We start from the raw sequence: 17,147 nt of genomic DNA on the forward strand, positions 1-17,147 counted from the left end.
ACAATATGGTGTATATATCCTGTATAAACCAATAAAAAGAAAGGAAAATCTGCTTTAAAACAGTATTTTTATAAGGAAAGATTTGTGCGATGGGAATAAATTCGTAAATTCGCAAGGTCAAAAGACAAAAGTAACGAAATTGTTAAACCAAAAACAAACTTCAAATGAAAAAGCATAATTTCAATGCAGGACCTTCCATTCTTCCGCGTGAGGTGATAGAGGATACAGCGAAGGCTATTTTAGATTTCAACGGCTCTGGTCTCTCTTTGATGGAAATCAGCCACCGTGCCAAAGACTTCCAACCTGTGGTTGACGAAGCAGAGGCATTATTCAAGGAATTACTCAATATCCCCGAAGGCTATTCGGTACTGTTCCTGGGTGGAGGTGCTAGTATGGAGTTCTGCATGGTTCCTTATAACTTCCTGGAAAAAAAAGCTGCTTACCTGAACACTGGTGTGTGGGCTAAGAAAGCAATGAAAGAAGCTAAAGGGTTTGGTGAAGTTGTAGAAGTTGCTTCCTCTGCTGAAGCTACATATACTTATATCCCAAAAGATTACACAATCCCGACAGACGCAGATTATTTCCACATCACTACTAACAACACGATTTACGGTACAGAATTGAAGAAAGACCTCGATTCTCCGGTTCCGATGGTTGCCGATATGTCTTCTGATATTTTCTCACGTCCGATTGACGTTTCTAAATATATCTGTATTTATGGTGGTGCACAAAAGAATCTGGCTCCTGCAGGTGTTACATTCGTTATTGTTAAGAATGATGCTGTAGGTAAGGTTTCTCGTTACATTCCGTCAATGCTGAATTATCAGACACACATTGATAATGGTTCTATGTTCAATACTCCTCCGGTAGTGCCCATCTATGCTGCATTGCTGAACCTTCGTTGGATCAAAGCACAAGGTGGTGTGAAAGAAATGGAACGTCGTGCCATTGAAAAAGCGGATATGTTGTATGCTGAAATCGACCGCAACAAAATGTTCGTGGGTACTGCTGCCAAAGAAGACCGTTCACGCATGAACATCTGTTTCGTGATGGCTCCCGAATACAAAGACCTTGAAGCTGACTTCTTGAAGTTTGCCACTGAAAGAGGTATGGTAGGTATCAAAGGACATCGTTCTGTGGGTGGTTTTCGTGCATCTTGCTACAATGCTTTACCGAAAGAAAGCGTACAAGCTTTGATTGACTGCATGCAGGAATTTGAAAAACTTCATTAATATATTATTTTCACCACAGATTACACGAATTAGCACAGATTCCTAAATTCTATAATCTGTGAAAATCTGCGTAATCTGTGGTGAGTCTTTATAAATAGAATTAAATTATGAAAGTACTTGTAGCTACAGAAAAACCGTTTGCTAAAGTTGCAGTAGACGGCATCCGTAAAGAAATAGAAGCGGCCGGATTCGAGCTTGCTTTACTTGAGAAATATACAGATAAGGCTCAATTGCTGGATGCAGTGAAAGATGCTAATGCTATCATTATCCGTAGTGATATTATTGATGCAGAGGTGCTTGATGCTGCCAAAGAATTGAAAATCGTAGTACGTGCCGGTGCGGGATATGACAACGTTGACCTGGCTGCTGCCACTGCTCACAACGTATGTGTGATGAACACTCCGGGACAAAACTCTAATGCTGTTGCCGAACTTGCTTTGGGTATGATGGTATATGCTGTCCGTAACTTCTATAACGGAACTTCCGGTACAGAATTGATGGGCAAGAAACTGGGTATTCATGCTTATGGAAACGTAGGTCGTAATGTAGCCCGTGTTGCCAAAGGTTTCGGAATGGAAGTGTATGCTTACGACGCATTCTGCCCGAAAGAAGTAATCGAAAAAGATGGTGTGAAAGCACTTGATTCGGCAGAAGAACTGTATAAGACTTGTCAGGTGGTATCTCTTCATATTCCGGCAACTGCCGAAACGAAAAATTCTATCAATTATGCTCTGTTGAAAGATATGCCGAAAGGTGCTATGTTGGTAAACACTGCCCGTAAGGAAGTTATCAACGAAGCAGAACTGATTAAATTGATGGAAGATCGTGCAGATTTCAAATATATCACAGATATTATGCCTGCTGCTAACGCAGAGTTTGCAGAGAAATTTGCCGGACGTTATTTCTCAACTCCAAAGAAGATGGGGGCTCAAACTGCTGAAGCAAATATCAATGCCGGTATTGCTGCCGCTCAACAAATTGTAGGCTTCCTGAAAGATGGTTGCGAGAAATTTAGAGTAAACAAATAAGATTCTTTTAGAAATAAGTAGTATATTTGAGCCACAGATTTTCAATAAGTCTGTGGCTTTAATTTTTTACATATAAAATACTAATATCATGGCAATAATTAAACCTTTCAAGGGCATTCGTCCTCCGCAAGACCTCGTAGAACAGGTTGCTTCACGTCCTTATGATGTATTGAATTCAGAAGAAGCCCGCGCAGAAGCGGAAGGTAACGAAAAGTCTCTTTATCATATTATTAAACCGGAAATAGATTTCCCTGTCGGTACGGACGAACACGACGAACAAGTGTATGCTAAAGCTGCCGAGAATTTCCAACTGTTCCAGGACAAAGGTTGGTTGGTGCAGGATAATAAGGAAAATTATTATATCTATGCCCAAACGATGAACGGGAAAACGCAATACGGATTGGTAGTTGGTGCATACGTTCCCGATTATATGAATGGGATTATCAAAAAACATGAGCTTACCCGTCGTGACAAGGAAGAAGACCGTATGAAGCATGTCCGTGTGAACAACGCTAACATTGAGCCTGTTTTCTTTGCTTATCCGGATAATGAGAAGTTGGATGTTATTATCAAGAAGTATACGGCAAACAAGCCTGTTTATGACTTCATCGCTCCGGGGGATGGTTTTGGACATACTTTCTGGATTGTCGATCAAGATGAGGATATTGCTGCTATTACTGCCGAATTTGCTAAGATGCCGGCTCTTTATATTGCCGACGGACATCACCGTTCTGCCGCTGCTGCACTAGTGGGAGCAGAGAAAGCAAAGCAAAATCCGAATCATCGGGGTGATGAAGAATATAATTACTTCATGGCTGTTTGCTTCCCTGCAAACCAGCTAACCATCATCGACTATAATCGTGTAGTGAAAGATCTCAATGGTTTGACTCCCGAGCAATTCCTGGCTGCACTTGATAAAAACTTTATAGTAGAAGAGAAGGGTGCGGATATCTATAAACCATCCGGCTTACATAACTTCTCACTCTATCTGGGTGGTAAATGGTACAGTCTGACAGCCAAGACAGGTACATACAATGATAACGACCCTATTGGTGTGCTTGATGTTACCATTTCTTCCAACCTGATTTTGGATGAAATTTTGGGTATAAAGGATTTGCGTTCGGACAAGCGTATTGATTTTGTGGGCGGCATCCGTGGATTGGGAGAACTCAAGAAGCGTGTGGATAGCGGTGAAATGAAAGTGGCTCTGGCTCTTTATCCTGTATCTATGAAACAATTGATGGATATTGCAGATACAGGTAATATCATGCCACCGAAGACAACTTGGTTTGAACCTAAACTTCGTTCGGGGTTGGTAATTCATAAATTGGATTAGGAAATTCTATCGGATGATGCAAAAAAGACGTTGCTGATGTAAGCTATATCAATAAATGTAACACCCGATTAAGATAAAAAAAATAGTGACGGTATATGCCCGGGATAGTGACGGTATCCTTGTGGTATACCGTCACTATTTTTATTGGATAGCGTCACTATCTTGTAGATGAAAATCTGCCAACAAAGATTTTTATATTCCCAGCTACATCTCATCGATAAGTGGAACATTAATATTTCCAAACGATAGATTGACTTTTCTTATTAAAGCCGTATCTTTGCAGCATGACTGCTGAAGATACTTATAAAACCATCATTGAACCTTCCGAAGGTATTTATACGGAAAAACGAAGCAAGTTCATTGCTATAGCCCTTCCTGTGCGTACTCTCGATGAGATAAAAATACATCTTGAAACGTATCAGAAAAAGTATTATGACGCACGACACGTATGTTATGCCTATATGTTGGGAGCTGCACGAAAGGATTTCCGTGCCAATGACAATGGAGAACCTTCCGGAACAGCGGGAAAACCCATTCTCGGACAGATAAATTTAAATGAACTGACGGATATCCTGATTATAGTAGTCCGTTATTTTGGAGGAATCAAGTTAGGGACAAGCGGATTGATCGTGGCTTACAAGGCTGCCGCTGCTGAAGCTATTGCTGCCGCTACAATTATAGAAAAAACGGTAGATGAAGACGTGACGGTAATGTTTGAGTATCCTTTCATGAATGACGTGATGCGCATTGTGAAAGAGGAGGAACCGGAAATTCTCAATCAGTCGTATGACATGGATTGTAGTATGACGTTACGTATTCGTCGTTCGATGATGCCTAAATTGCGTGCTCGTTTGGAAAAGGTGGAGACAGCTCGGATTCTTGATGAGGAGAATGTATTGTAAATAAGATATTTAAAATATTGCATGAGAAATAAATATCATATAATTTTCAATTTGTTTTTAAGCTTCTTTGCTTTGATAAGCGTTCAGACGCAAGCACAAGCACAGGAGACTCAAAAGCTCGCTCCTAATAATATCCCTGTTCCGTGGTATTCGCAGAAAATCACAGGATGTCCTTACTCGCATTGCTCTCTGGCTTCTTCGTTAATGGTCTTTGACTACTTTAAAGGCATGACGACCGATACACAACGTACAGCCCAGGATGCAGAAAAGAAACTGATTGAGTATCAACGTAACTACTTTCTGAAAAAACGTGCCCCTTTCCGTCGTCGTACATCGATAGGGCAGGGAGGATACTATTCTTTTGAAATTGATTCTTTGACACGTTATTATGAAAATATGATAAGTGCCGAACATTTTCAGCAGAAAGATTACCGGGTATTGAAAGATTATATTGATCGTGGTATACCTGTGCTTGTGAATGTGAGATATACAGGAGCAGTTCGTGGTTTGCGTCCCGGTCCGAGAGGGCACTGGATGGTGCTTCGTGGCATTGACGATAAACATGTGTGGGTAAATGACCCCGGACGTTCGCCGGAGATGCGGAGTAAAGGAGAAAATATCTGCTATCCAATAAAGAAACAGCCGGGCAATCCTTCCTATTTTGATGGTTGCTGGACGGGACGATTTATCATAGTCACTCCTAAAGAATGGATTCGAAACTCCCTGTTTGCACAAGTAGGCAAGCTTCCTCCTTTGGAGGAAGTAACTCATATAGTACCTCCTGTTGCGTTGCCTGTAACCTTACCGCAGGTTATTAATCAGTAAGCAATTCATTGTGAAGATAGAAATTTCTTAGTGAAATTAGGATAAAAAGAACATTAGTAAAATAAAGAAGAACAAAGATATATGGCATTCGAAGCAACCAAAAAAGAATGGTGCGAACTCTATTCTTTCTTTCGTCTCCTGACAGACGGAAAAGTAGTGCTAGGCACAGCAGACGCAAAGGCGGGAGAAACATCTTGGCCTATTGCAATGATTCAACGGGAAGAACATGATGGAACACGTCAATATTATATTGAGGAAGATACGATTCGTATAGAAGCAGAGAGCGGAACTAAATTCATGCCTCGCGAAGACTTTGGTATTGTAGCTGATTTGATATTGCGGGCTGTGAAATCTTCTTCGGAAGATGACGTAACCTCTCCGGAAGGAGTAGAAGAGTTTTTAGATGAAGCTGCCATTTTCGATTTGGAAGCAAAAACAGAAGATCGTACTGATTTCTCTATTGCATTTTGGCATCCGGAAGCTCCGTTGAGAGGTTTTAATGTTCGTTCACGGTTGGGTGTAATGAATCCGTTACTGGACGGAGGACGTGCTGCAAATCTAAAACTGGAACAGAGTGGAGTCAAATTTGCCACTCCTACAGTGAATAAAATCAATGCTTTGCCTGAATCTCCCAATGAGGTTGCCGAGCGAATGATGATGATCGAACGATTGGGAGGTGTACTTAAATATTCTGATGTAGCCGACCGGGTATTCCGTAGCAATCTTCTAATGATTGACCTGCATTTTCCACGTGTTTTGACAGAAATGGTTCGTATTATGCATTTGGATGGTATCTCTCGGATTAGTGAGCTGACGGAAGTTATCAAACAAATGAATCCGTTAAAGATTAAAGATGAACTGATAAACAAGCATAAGTTTTATGAGTTTAAGATGAAGCAGTTCTTGATGGCATTAGCTTTAGGTATGCGTCCCGCAAAGATTTATAATGGATTGGATTCGGCTGTGGAAGGTATTCTGTTGGTGGGCGGAAGTGGAGAGGTGCTCTGTTATCATAAATCAGAAAAGCAAGTAATGGAAGACTTTTTGTTTCAAAATACCCGTTTGGAAAAAGGATCTTTGGAGAAGGATAAATACGGATTTTTGGAGAGAGAGAATGGAGTCTATTATTTCAAACTGAATGCAAAGATTGGGCTAGTTAAAAGGTAAATGATAAATTAGAATTCTGTGGTGAAATTTTGATTCGATATATATAAAAAACTTGTTATTCATGAAAACGAATGAAGTTTTAGAGAACATTAAAGCACGTCGTAGTGTACGGGCTTATACTAGTCAGCAAGTTTCAGAAGAAGATTTGCAGGCTATTCTGGAAGCTGCAACTTATGCACCCAGTGGAATGCATTTGGAAACATGGCACTTTACTGCTATTCAAAATGTAGATAAATTGACAGAACTGAATGAACGCATTAAAGGAGCTTTTGCAAAAAGCGATGATTCCCGTTTGCAAGAGCGTGGACATAGCAAGACCTATTGTTGTTATTATCATGCTCCGACTTTGGTGATTGTATCCAATGAACCTACACAATGGTGGGCTGGTATGGATTGTGCTTGTGCAATAGAAAATATGTTTCTGGCTGCCCATTCTTTAGGAATCGGCTCTTGCTGGATCAACCAGTTGGGCACAACGTGTGATGATCCTGAAGTTCGTGAATATATTACCTCTTTAGGTGTTCCTGCCAATCATAAAGTCTATGGTTGCGTAGCTTTGGGGTATGCTGATTCGAAGATTCCGATGAAAGAGAAAAAGGTGAAAGCTGATACGGTAACAATTGTCAAGTAGAAAAAATATTCAGAATTGTAGTTGGATTAACATTCCATATCACGAAATATGAGCCTTGGGGATAATTGATGCATCCCCAGGGCTTTTGTTTATTCAGTCTTGGGCTGATAAAAATAATCCTAGGGCTTACATTCATTGAACCCCGGGATTATTTCTTATTGAGACGCTTCTAAAAATCTTTTCTAATGAATTGATTTCTACAATAAATCACCTTTATTCAAAAGTGCCATAACGAGTTGGTAGTAACTTACGGTCTCCCAATGTGTTATCTACACGAGCTACATTGACCCAGAATTTGTTATCACGTACACTTTCTATCGGATAAGCCGCTTTTTCGCGTGTGTACGAATGTTCCCAACGATCACTAACAATCTCGTATTCCGGATGCGGAGCATTAATCAACACATTATCATCCTTATCAGCTTCGCCATTCTTCACTTCCTGAATCTCCTTCCAGATATTCAGCATGACATCTACGAAATTGTCCAGTTCTGCCAAACTCTCGCTTTCTGTCGGTTCAATCATCAATGTACCGTGAACAGGGAAGGAGAGGGTAGGAGCATGATAACCATAGTCCATCAAACGTTTGGCAATATCATTTTCCGAGATGCCTGCTTCTTCATGTACTTTCCTACACTCCAGAATCATCTCGTGTCCTACGAAACCATTGGCTCCCCGATAGACAACTCCATACGTATCTTTCAGACAAGTAGCCAGATAATTAGCATTCAGGATGGCGATCTTAGTAGCCTGCGTCAATCCCTCTGCACCCATCATGCGGATATATCCATACGTGATAGGCAAAATACCTGCACTACCGAATGGGGCAGCTGATACTTGATTCTGCGAATTGCCGAAGATTCCATGTCCGGGAAGGAAAGGAACCAGATGTTCGGCCACACAGATAGGACCTACTCCCGGACCTCCGCCACCATGAGGGGAAGCGAATGTTTTATGAAGATTCAAGTGGCAGACATCTGCACCGATGAATCCCGGATTGGTCAATCCCACTTGGGCATTCATATTGGCTCCATCCATATATACTTGTGCGCCACAGGCATGAATGATGTCGCAAATTTCCTTTATTTCTGTTTCGAAGATACCATGTGTAGAAGGATAAGTAATCATCAGCGCTGCCAATTCATCCTTATTTTCTTCAGCCTTGGCACGCAGGTCATCCATTTCTACATTTCCTTGTTCGTCGCATGCACAGGTGACAGTCACAAATCCGGCCTGTATAGCTGACGCAGGATTTGTTCCGTGAGCTGAAGCCGGAATCAGGACTTTGTTCCGATGTCCCTGACCGATACTTTCGAGATAAGCACGGATTACACGAAGTCCTGCATATTCTCCCGCAGCACCCGAATTGGGTTGCAGGCTCACCCCTGCAAATCCGGTGATAACTTTCAGATCTTCACTTAAATTCTTAATTAATTCCCGATATCCTTCTGCCTGATCTTCCGGAACCAGCGGGTGCATACCCATAAATTCGGGACGACTTAAAGGCAACATTTCCGCAGCTGCATTCAGCTTCATGGTGCATGAACCGAGAGAAATCATCGATTGTGCAAGCGAAATATCTTTGCGATCCAAACGTTTGATATAACGCATCATCTCTGTTTCCGTGTGATATTTGCTGAATACTTCGTGCGTCAGGAAAGGAGTTGTCCGTTTCAAAGCCTTGTCGATACTGCTTTTTTCCGGAATATCGTCTACTTTCTGATAATCTTTTCCGGCAGCGATGGCAAAGATAGAGAGCAATACATTGGCGGCTGCCACATCTGTTGTTTCATCAATACTGAAACCGACATCACCATTTTCATAATAACGCAGATTTACTTCTTTACTAAGCGCTATGGTACGGATTTGTTGTGCCGAAACGTGTTCGGGCAACTCAAAACGTAAGGTGTCAAAATATTGAGCGTTGACTTGTGTGTATCCACATTTCTTCAGTTGCTTTTCAAGAAATACAGTGATACTGTGGATGCGCGACGCAATTGTGGTGATACCCTCCTGGCCGTGATAAACAGCGTAAAAGCCTGCCATGGTAGCTAATAATGCTTGTGCGGTACAAATGTTTGAAGTTGCTTTTTCCCGCTTGATATGCTGCTCACGTGTCTGTAAAGCCATCCGATAGCAAAGTTTGCCATATTTATCTTTAGACCATCCGATGATTCGTCCCGGCATATTCCGTTTGTATTCGTCTCTGGTAGCAAAGAAAGCAGCCGACGGACCACCATAGAACATTGGAGTACCCAAACGTTGTGTGGTTCCGAATACAATATCTGCTCCCCATTCTCCCGGAGGAGTCAGCAGGGCAAGACTCAAAATATCTGCGGCGACAGCTACCTTGCAATCTGCGGCATGAGCTTTTTCTGTAAATTCGGAATAATCCTCTGCGTTTCCATTCGAGTTTGGATATTGTAGAACGCAGGCAAACACTTCCGGTGAAGGTTCAAAATCCTTATATTTACCTACACGCAGTTCGATGCCTTGCGGCACGGCGCGTGTAGTCATAACAGCCAATGTTTGTGGGAAAATATTCTCGTCTACAAAAACTACGTTCGCATTGGCTTTCTGTTGCGCACGGGAACGTATGGCATACATCATGCTCACGGCTTCGGCAGCGGCAGTTGCTTCGTCCAGAAGTGAACAGTTGGCAAGTGGCATGGCAGTAAGGTCGCATACGGCTGTCTGAAAATTCATCAACGCTTCCAGGCGTCCTTGCGACACTTCTGTCTGATAAGGAGTGTAAGAAGTGTACCATACCGGGTTTTCGAATACATTCCGCTGGATAACAGCCGGGGTAATCGTGTTGTACCATCCCAAACCGATATACGTAGTATATAGTTTATTTTTATTTGCCAGTTCGGCGATATGTTTTCCAAATTCGTATTCCGTCAGCGGACTAGTCAATGCCAGCGGCTCTTTCAGCCGTATATTGGCGGGAATTGTTTTATCAATCAGTTCGTCCAGTGAGTTCACGCCAATTTTGCGGAGCATCAGGGCTGTGTCTTGTTCATTGATGCCGATGTGACGGCTAGCTAACAAATCGGTTTTCATGTCTTAATGATTTATGATTTATGATTTATGAATTATGAGTTCTGATTTATGCTTTCTTATGTTTTCCCGATTTATAAACCTCAATCAGCCGCAACACCTACTTCATCCGCACGGCAAATCATAAATCATAAATCAGAATTCATAACTCATTAAATCTTCTCTTATCTAAAAAATGGGTTTTCAGCTTTTTCCATTCCGATCGTCGTAGGAGCACCGTGTCCGGGGTAAACGACAGTTTCGTTGGGAAGAACAAACAGACGGCTGCAAATGTGCTCTATCAGTTCATCGAAGTTGCCTCCTGTGAGATCGGCACGACCGATGCTACCCTGAAACAGGACATCGCCGGAGAACATGCAGTTGTCTTCCTTGCAATAGTACACCAAGCTACCGGGTGAATGTCCGGGCACGTGTATCGCTTCCAGTTTGGTATGTCCGAAAGTGATAATATCTCCGTCATGCAGGTATTTGCCCAGTGGTACAGGCTCTTCCTGCAACTGAAAACCAAACATTCTGCTTTGTTTCGGTGCTTCGTCAATCCAGTACTCATCCGCTTTGTTTGCTTCTGCCGATAATCCGAATTCTTTCAGCATGAACGGATTTCCGAAGATATGATCCAGGTGCAAATGAGTATTCAGCAAATGCTTTACATTCAGCTCATTGGTAAGAATGAACTTTTTCAGAGCCTGCTTTTCCTCTTCATAAAAACAGCCGGGATCGATTACGACTGCTTCTTTAGTGTCATCCCATAATACGTAGCAGTTTACGGGAAACATATTAAATTCAAATCTCTTTATTTTCATGGTTTCTTTATGATTTATCATCTATCAGAACATATAGTCTTGTTTAAATCGGAACATATACCACTTTCTTAGTTTGAAAGAACTCTTCTTCGAAACTATCGCTCAAGTTATGAATGACCGTTTTATGCTTGAACGGCATCGTTTCATGCTCCAGCTCGCCACCTTTGAGGCAGATCAGTCCGTTGGGTAATGCATTCTGTTGTTTTGAAGAGATATTCTTTTTGATAATCTTAATCAAATCCGCCAAAGGCATTACGGCACGGCTGACAACAAAGTCGAACGTTCGTTTCTCCTCTTCTGCGCGGGCATGACGGAATGTTACATTTTTCAGTCCGATAGCGTTTGCCACTTCGGTTGCTACCCGTACTTTTTTGCCGATACTGTCCACGAGGTGAAATGTTACTTCGGGAAATAAGATGGCTAAAGGAATACCGGGGAAACCTCCTCCTGTACCCAGGTCCATAATGCTGGTTCCGGGGCGAAATTGGATTGTTTTGGCAATGCCTAACGAATGGAGCACGTGATGCTCATATAAATTCTCGATGTCCTTGCGGGAGATTACGTTGATTTTAGAATTCCAGTCAATGTAGAGGTCGTATAGAGCTGCAAACTGTTTGCGCTGCTCTTCCGTCAGATCAGGAAAATATTTCAGTATGATTTCCACTGTTTGAGTTTTGAGTTATAAGTTTTGAATGATAGATATGGATGAATATCCTATTCTGTCACACGGGAGTGATAACAATAGGATATTCATTGGTGTTCAGCTTTTTATGAAATTTAATTTTTCAGTTCTCCCAGAATTGGGTTACTGCCTAGTAAATGCTCCATCATAGAAAATGGGATTGTTACCTTTACAGGTCCCATAGAATAAGGAGTGATATCGTATACATTATAATAGAAGGTGATTCCTTCTTTGCTTAGATAGAAATTTTCTGTCGGAGCGATGTCTCCGGTGGAAGCATATCCCATATCTTCCAATGCTTCGTGAGTGTTCACTTTATTGTCCGCCATGAGCTGGTTCCAGATCAGGTCGGTCAATGCGTCTTTGTAGTCTCCGACAAAAATATCATCAAGACGGAGCGGGCGCATCAGGGTGAGGTCCATGTTCAGGAAAGTAGCCATGTAAATGCCATGTGCACCTCCGGTATATTCGTTGTAGTCGATACGATATACAAGCAGGTCTTTATCATACAGTTGTACGTGGCTCTCTATACCTTTATAATAAGAATACCAAGCTCCGATGGAAGATTCGTCTTCTTTGTCTTTCTCGTCCTCGGCATACATCGGTTCGAGGTCGCGGCGGTATTCGCTGATATAGTTCTCGGTATATTGCTTTACAACTTCTTCCGGCTTTTCGCTGATGTATTTATCACCGAAGCAGGCCGAAATGAAATAAGAATTCAAACTGTCTTTCAGCATATCATCCGATGATTTTACCGGATAAGCAAAATTTATAATGATATTGCAGGCCGGTTTGGCTGTATCACTGAAGAGGTGTGCTGTCTCATTCACTTGAATGCTATCAAACTGTAACGCACCTGTGTTTTTGTTCATCTTGTCATGACAAGAAAACAAAAAGCCGCTTACCGAAAGTATAATTGCAAGCAGACTGACATATTGTTTTTTCATACCCGTTTTTTCTATAAATTCAACATTTGTTTTATCATTCACTATTGACAAATATAGATGAAATTCGTGAATCGGGCTAATAAAAACAGAAAAAAATGCAGCTATTTATCCCCAAAAATGGGATTGGCGGATATTATCCGCCAATCAATGCTTGCAAACTTTAGTGATATCTACTGTGAATCCATCTTCAACAGGCATAAATTTCCCTTTCATTTTCAGAAATTCGATAAGGGTATCTACATCCATGTTTTCTGCCGAGCAAGCATAAAAACGTTGCTGTGAGCCAAACTTCTTAATGATTGCTTCCCGCAATGATGATTCCGAGTAGCTATTTCCTTCCATCATGTGGAGGACTTCATGAGCATGTAATTGTTCCATAATCTTTTTTCTGCAAAGATAGGGCAGAGATTGCTTGGAAACTGTAACATATGTGACAAAACTGCATAATATTCATTGAAAATTGAAAATAACCATTTCACTATGCGTTCCTATTCTGAAGGGTGGTCCCCAAAGAGACAATCCGGAAGATACATACACGTGACTGTTTCCCCATTGGCGATAACCGTGGCTTTGCTCGAAGATATAATCGGTCACCCAATTAATAGGCCATATTTGTCCGTGGTGTGTATGCCCACTGAATTGCAGGTCGATGCCGGCAGCTTCCGTTTTTTCCAAATCAAAAGGTTGATGATCCAATAAAATGATAGGTTTGCTTTTATCGATATTCACCATTAACTCTTGCAGGGAATGACGCTTGCGGTTATGACGGTCATCACGTCCTATCAGTTGTATGCCGTTGGGAAGTGTAACTACTGAATCGCGCAATAATTGTATTTGAGTGCTTTTAATATATCGGATACTTTCATCGATACCGCTAATGTATTCGTGATTGCCGAGAACCATATAGATACCCATAGGAGCTTTCAAGTTAGCTAATTCTTCCGCCATATTCTCTGTATAAAGAGGTACGACGCTATTATCAATCAAGTCACCACTAATCAGTATCAGGTCGGGATGCTGCGCATTTATCATTTCCACATATTTTTTTAATGCGGCTTTCCCTGTGCCATTTCCCAAGTGAACATCGCTGATTGCGACGATTTTAATTGCTTGGGGAGTATCTTCATATCGTTTATTGGTTAAAATGCTGACTACATTGGTTTCCGGGTGATGATAGTTATATACCCCACATCCCAGCAATCCCAACGTGAACACTAAAGACAGATAGAACCTATATTTGTAGACAACTTTGAATAATTTCAAGATATCAAACAAAAGCAAGAATAATGCCATGTATAGAGTAAATATCAACCAACTTGTTCCAATGGTGTACATTGAATGGGAGATAAAGACAGGCATCTCAAGGTTACGAGTTAGCATCGTGCCGAAAAAGGATAAAGCACATATCCAGAATAAAACGGTCAGGAATATTTTTACTCCGAGAGATTTAACTTTCAGAGCTTGCTTTGCTCTGATAAATATGTAGGCATTACCTGCCAGATAAAGAGTGATAATGATGAGTAAATATGTAAGCATAGCGTTTACTTAAAAATCAGAGAATTTATTGGGGCAAAGATAGGTTTTATTGTTGAGTAAAAAGAGTTAATAGTGCTGATATGACTCTAAAATAGCCAAATAAAGGAAAGAGAATGTGTCTGTATCGGATTGATTGAATCTTAATTACGAAAAATTATAGGAAAATCTGTTTTTATTCTTATCTTTGTCCTCTGAAATGAAAAAACTAGCCTACATAACAGCACTTATCCTTTCTCTCCTGATTATCTATTCAGGAGGCGGAGTCTCTATTGTGCGTTATTGCTGTGCCCGTTGTGAGACAGTGCAGAGTTGCTGTGATTCAGGCTGTCCGAAGTGTAAAAAGTCTCATACTTGCGATTCAAAGAAAAACTGCAAAGAAAAAGGTTGTACGGTTACGATTTATAAGCTCGACCTGATGAAACACTCTACGGAACTGACCGTATCAGTTTTGGCAGTCGATCTTTTATGTGAGCATTTCTGCTATCTGCTGACTCCGACCTATGCGGATAAACCGGTAGAATTTGATAGTCTGACCTCTCCGCCACCTCTCTGCTCGAGGCAGAAGCTGGCGTTATATTCCACCTACATTATTTAGCCACTATTTCTTTCTTATTTAATCCTTTGCTTTCAATAGAACATGAAAGTAAAGCAGCACTGAATGCAACTAAGTTGCATGAGAAATGAATTAATTTTGTATCTCGAAAGTAACTTTAGAAAGAATGAAATATATGATAATAGGACTGTTCCTGTTATTTGCCGGCAATATATATGCGCAAGTACGGGGAACAGTGAAAGATAGTACCGGGGAGGCTATTCCGGGTGCCAATGTGTTCTGGATGAATACAGGACAAGGAGTGACAACCAAAGAGGATGGTAGTTTTTCTATCACTAAACCTTCCAAAAGCCACATGCTGATTGTCAGCTTTATCGGTTTTCAGAATGACACGATTCATGTGAGCAGTAAAAATCAACAACTGGATATTGTGCTTCGTGATGGAGTGGAACTGAATGAAGTAAATATTGTCACTCGTAAACTGGGAACGATGAAATTGCGCAGTAGCGTGATGAACGAAGACATGATAAGCAGTGCCGAATTGAGTAGAGCCGCTTGTTGTAATCTGGGTGAAAGTTTTGTGACGAACCCTTCAGTAGATGTGAGTTATTCCGATGCGGCAACAGGAGCCAAACAAATTAAATTGTTGGGGCTGTCCGGCACCTATGTGCAGATGTTGACGGAGAACATTCCGAATTATCGGGGAGCCGCCGCTCCTTATGGATTGGGATATGTCCCCGGTCCGTGGATGCAGAGTATACAGGTTTCCAAAGGAACATCTTCGGTGAAGAATGGTTATGAAGCCATCACAGGACAGATAAACGTAGAATTTAAGAAACCGCAGTTGCCGGAAGCTGACTGGGTGTCTGCCAATCTTTTTGCAAGCACTACCAACCGGTATGAAGCCAATGCGGACGCTACATTGAAACTTTCCAAACGATGGAGCACTTCTCTGCTGGTGCATTACGAAAATGAGACCAAGGCGCATGATGGCAACGATGACGGATTTGTGGATATTCCGCAGGTAGAACAGTATAATGTGTGGAACCGGTGGGCATACATGGGCGACCATTATGTTTTCCAGGCAGGTATCAAAGCCCTTTCTGAAACACGTACCAGCGGACAGGTCAATCACGGAGGGACAATGCACTCCGGTGACCTGTATAAAGTAGGGATCGATACGGAGCGCTATGAATTCTTCACCAAGAATGCCTATATCTTTAATAAGGAGAAGAATACGAACCTGGCTTTGATTCTTTCCACCACTTTACACAATCAGGATGCTACGTATGGACGCAAACTGTATAATGTGGATCAAACCAACGTCTATGCTTCGCTGATGTTTGAAACGGAATTTAATCCGCAAAATAGTTTCTCCGCTGGATTGAGCTTCAATTATGACGCTTATGACCAACATTACCGTTTGGAAAATACGACGGACAATCCTCTCAAAGCCTTTGAAAAGGAAGCTGTTCCCGGTGCTTACGTGCAATATACGTTGAACCTGAATGATAAATGGATGGTAATGGCCGGTCTGCGTGGTGATTACAGTAACGAACATGGTTTCTTCGTGACTCCGCGTGCGCATCTTAAATACAATCCGAATGAATATGTGAATTTCCGTCTTTCTGCCGGAAAAGGGTACCGTACCAATCATGTGTTGGCAGAAAACAACTACCTGCTTTCCAGCAGTCGTAAGGTGGAAATAGCAAAGAACCTGGATATGGAAGAAGCGTGGAACTACGGTGCCAGCGTCTCTACTTATATCCCTATATTCGGCAAAACGCTGAATGTGAATGCGGAATACTATTATACGGATTTCCTGAAACAAGTGATAGTCGACATGGATAGCAACCCTCATGAAGTAGCTTTCTACAATTTGGATGGACGTTCTTATTCGCATGTGTTCCAGGTGGAAGCAAGTTATCCTTTTTTCAAAGGATTCACCCTGACAGGTGCTTACCGGCTCACGGATGCAAAAACGACCTACAAAGGTGAACGAATGGAGAAACCGCTGACCAGCAAATATAAAGGACTACTCACGGCTTCTTACCAAACTCTGCTGGGAATATGGCAGTTTGACGCTACACTGCAACTGAATGGCGGTGGCAGGATGCCTACTCCTTATGAGTTGGGAGACGGACAGTTGTCTTGGGAACGTCGTTATGGCAGTTTTGAACAGTTGAGTTTACAGGTGACCCGTTACTTCCGTCGTTGGTCTATCTACCTAGGAGGCGAGAACCTGACAAATTTCAAACAAAAGAATCCGATTATCGATGCGGCAAATCCCTGGGGGAACAACTTTGATTCTACCATGATTTGGGGACCGGTGCACGGAGCAAAAGGATATATCGGAATACGTTTTAACTTAGCTAGAAATAGTGAGTAAAAGCAGGAAATAGCGAATGAAAGAAACGATCGCATAATAAAGAATATTAATTTTAA

At 41.7% G+C, this 17,147-nt stretch carries 15 protein-coding genes; 9 read left to right on the top strand and 6 right to left on the bottom strand.

Annotated features, from left to right (window positions below):
- Window positions 1-164 precede the first annotated feature (164 nt).
- From serC to LPH68_RS09615, 7 genes are all read left to right on the top strand, one after another.
- Complete coding sequence (serC, locus tag LPH68_RS09585; protein WP_008022134.1) at window positions 165-1,232, top strand: 3-phosphoserine/phosphohydroxythreonine transaminase; 1,068 nt, start codon at window positions 165-167, stop codon at window positions 1,230-1,232.
- Window positions 1,233-1,339: 107 nt separating this feature from the next.
- Entirely contained in the window at window positions 1,340-2,260 is a 921-nt protein-coding gene (locus tag LPH68_RS09590; protein ID WP_015531234.1) for an NAD(P)-dependent oxidoreductase, read from the top strand.
- 88 nt (window positions 2,261-2,348) lie between these two features.
- Window positions 2,349-3,596, top strand: coding sequence for a DUF1015 domain-containing protein (locus tag LPH68_RS09595; RefSeq protein ID WP_008643834.1), 1,248 nt, complete (start codon window positions 2,349-2,351; stop codon window positions 3,594-3,596).
- Between the two features lie 284 nt (window positions 3,597-3,880).
- The gene (locus LPH68_RS09600) at window positions 3,881-4,498 is read left to right on the top strand and encodes a YigZ family protein (RefSeq protein ID WP_074910291.1); all 618 of its coding nucleotides are present in this window, start codon (window positions 3,881-3,883) and stop codon (window positions 4,496-4,498) included.
- 21 nt (window positions 4,499-4,519) lie between these two features.
- Window positions 4,520-5,323: a C39 family peptidase gene (locus tag LPH68_RS09605; RefSeq protein ID WP_170849028.1), complete on the top strand. Its 804-nt coding sequence runs from the start codon at window positions 4,520-4,522 to the stop codon at window positions 5,321-5,323.
- An 81-nt stretch (window positions 5,324-5,404) separates the two neighbouring features.
- The gene (locus tag LPH68_RS09610; protein WP_074910286.1) at window positions 5,405-6,490 is read left to right on the top strand and encodes an HpaII family restriction endonuclease; all 1,086 of its coding nucleotides are present in this window, start codon (window positions 5,405-5,407) and stop codon (window positions 6,488-6,490) included.
- Window positions 6,491-6,551: 61 nt separating this feature from the next.
- Window positions 6,552-7,121: a nitroreductase gene (locus tag LPH68_RS09615; protein ID WP_008643824.1), complete on the top strand. Its 570-nt coding sequence runs from the start codon at window positions 6,552-6,554 to the stop codon at window positions 7,119-7,121.
- Window positions 7,122-7,334: 213 nt separating this feature from the next.
- Here LPH68_RS09615 and gcvP read toward each other — a convergent pair whose 3' ends face one another.
- The 6 genes from gcvP to LPH68_RS09645 form a co-directional block, all read right to left on the bottom strand.
- Complete coding sequence (gene gcvP / locus LPH68_RS09620; RefSeq protein WP_151923621.1) at window positions 7,335-10,184, bottom strand: aminomethyl-transferring glycine dehydrogenase; 2,850 nt, start codon at window positions 10,182-10,184, stop codon at window positions 7,335-7,337.
- Window positions 10,185-10,345: 161 nt separating this feature from the next.
- Window positions 10,346-10,984, bottom strand: a complete 639-nt coding sequence (locus tag LPH68_RS09625) for an MBL fold metallo-hydrolase (RefSeq protein WP_004311627.1) — start codon at window positions 10,982-10,984, stop codon at window positions 10,346-10,348.
- A gap of 43 nt (window positions 10,985-11,027) precedes the next feature.
- The gene (rsmG, locus tag LPH68_RS09630; RefSeq protein WP_008640602.1) at window positions 11,028-11,648 is read right to left on the bottom strand and encodes a 16S rRNA (guanine(527)-N(7))-methyltransferase RsmG; all 621 of its coding nucleotides are present in this window, start codon (window positions 11,646-11,648) and stop codon (window positions 11,028-11,030) included.
- A gap of 113 nt (window positions 11,649-11,761) precedes the next feature.
- On the bottom strand, window positions 11,762-12,613 hold the full coding sequence (locus LPH68_RS09635; protein WP_151923620.1) for a DUF3298 and DUF4163 domain-containing protein: 852 nt from the start codon (window positions 12,611-12,613) through the stop codon (window positions 11,762-11,764).
- A 144-nt stretch (window positions 12,614-12,757) separates the two neighbouring features.
- Window positions 12,758-12,991 carry a YecH family metal-binding protein gene (locus LPH68_RS09640; RefSeq protein WP_074706552.1) on the bottom strand — a complete coding sequence of 78 codons (234 nt, stop codon included), beginning with the start codon at window positions 12,989-12,991 and terminating at the stop codon, window positions 12,758-12,760.
- A gap of 72 nt (window positions 12,992-13,063) precedes the next feature.
- Window positions 13,064-14,149: a metallophosphoesterase gene (locus LPH68_RS09645; RefSeq protein WP_004306295.1), complete on the bottom strand. Its 1,086-nt coding sequence runs from the start codon at window positions 14,147-14,149 to the stop codon at window positions 13,064-13,066.
- 196 nt (window positions 14,150-14,345) lie between these two features.
- Between LPH68_RS09645 and LPH68_RS09650 the strand changes: the two genes are divergently transcribed.
- Window positions 14,346-14,744: a hypothetical protein gene (locus LPH68_RS09650; protein ID WP_009041149.1), complete on the top strand. Its 399-nt coding sequence runs from the start codon at window positions 14,346-14,348 to the stop codon at window positions 14,742-14,744.
- A 124-nt stretch (window positions 14,745-14,868) separates the two neighbouring features.
- Entirely contained in the window at window positions 14,869-17,091 is a 2,223-nt protein-coding gene (locus LPH68_RS09655) for a TonB-dependent receptor (RefSeq protein WP_151923619.1), read from the top strand.
- Window positions 17,092-17,147 lie beyond the last annotated feature (56 nt).

The sequence above is a fragment of the Bacteroides sp. 1_1_30 genome (assembly GCF_020982715.1).
GTDB lineage: Bacteria > Bacteroidota > Bacteroidia > Bacteroidales > Bacteroidaceae > Bacteroides > Bacteroides xylanisolvens.

What these genes read in the sequence shown, in the direction of transcription:
- LPH68_RS09645 (WP_004306295.1), bottom strand. Translation starts at nt 14,149, where the DNA reads ATGCTTACATATTTACTCATCATTATCACTCTTTATCTGGCAGGTAAT.
- LPH68_RS09640 (WP_074706552.1), bottom strand. Translation starts at nt 12,991, where the DNA reads ATGGAACAATTACATGCTCATGAAGTCCTCCACATGATGGAAGGAAAT.
- LPH68_RS09655 (WP_151923619.1), top strand. Translation starts at nt 14,869, where the DNA reads ATGAAATATATGATAATAGGACTGTTCCTGTTATTTGCCGGCAATATA.
- gcvP (WP_151923621.1), bottom strand. Translation starts at nt 10,184, where the DNA reads ATGAAAACCGATTTGTTAGCTAGCCGTCACATCGGCATCAATGAACAA.
- LPH68_RS09635 (WP_151923620.1), bottom strand. Translation starts at nt 12,613, where the DNA reads ATGAAAAAACAATATGTCAGTCTGCTTGCAATTATACTTTCGGTAAGC.
- LPH68_RS09590 (WP_015531234.1), top strand. Translation starts at nt 1,340, where the DNA reads ATGAAAGTACTTGTAGCTACAGAAAAACCGTTTGCTAAAGTTGCAGTA.
- LPH68_RS09615 (WP_008643824.1), top strand. Translation starts at nt 6,552, where the DNA reads ATGAAAACGAATGAAGTTTTAGAGAACATTAAAGCACGTCGTAGTGTA.
- LPH68_RS09650 (WP_009041149.1), top strand. Translation starts at nt 14,346, where the DNA reads ATGAAAAAACTAGCCTACATAACAGCACTTATCCTTTCTCTCCTGATT.
- LPH68_RS09610 (WP_074910286.1), top strand. Translation starts at nt 5,405, where the DNA reads ATGGCATTCGAAGCAACCAAAAAAGAATGGTGCGAACTCTATTCTTTC.
- LPH68_RS09595 (WP_008643834.1), top strand. Translation starts at nt 2,349, where the DNA reads ATGGCAATAATTAAACCTTTCAAGGGCATTCGTCCTCCGCAAGACCTC.
- LPH68_RS09600 (WP_074910291.1), top strand. Translation starts at nt 3,881, where the DNA reads ATGACTGCTGAAGATACTTATAAAACCATCATTGAACCTTCCGAAGGT.
- LPH68_RS09605 (WP_170849028.1), top strand. Translation starts at nt 4,520, where the DNA reads ATGAGAAATAAATATCATATAATTTTCAATTTGTTTTTAAGCTTCTTT.
- serC (WP_008022134.1), top strand. Translation starts at nt 165, where the DNA reads ATGAAAAAGCATAATTTCAATGCAGGACCTTCCATTCTTCCGCGTGAG.
- LPH68_RS09625 (WP_004311627.1), bottom strand. Translation starts at nt 10,984, where the DNA reads ATGAAAATAAAGAGATTTGAATTTAATATGTTTCCCGTAAACTGCTAC.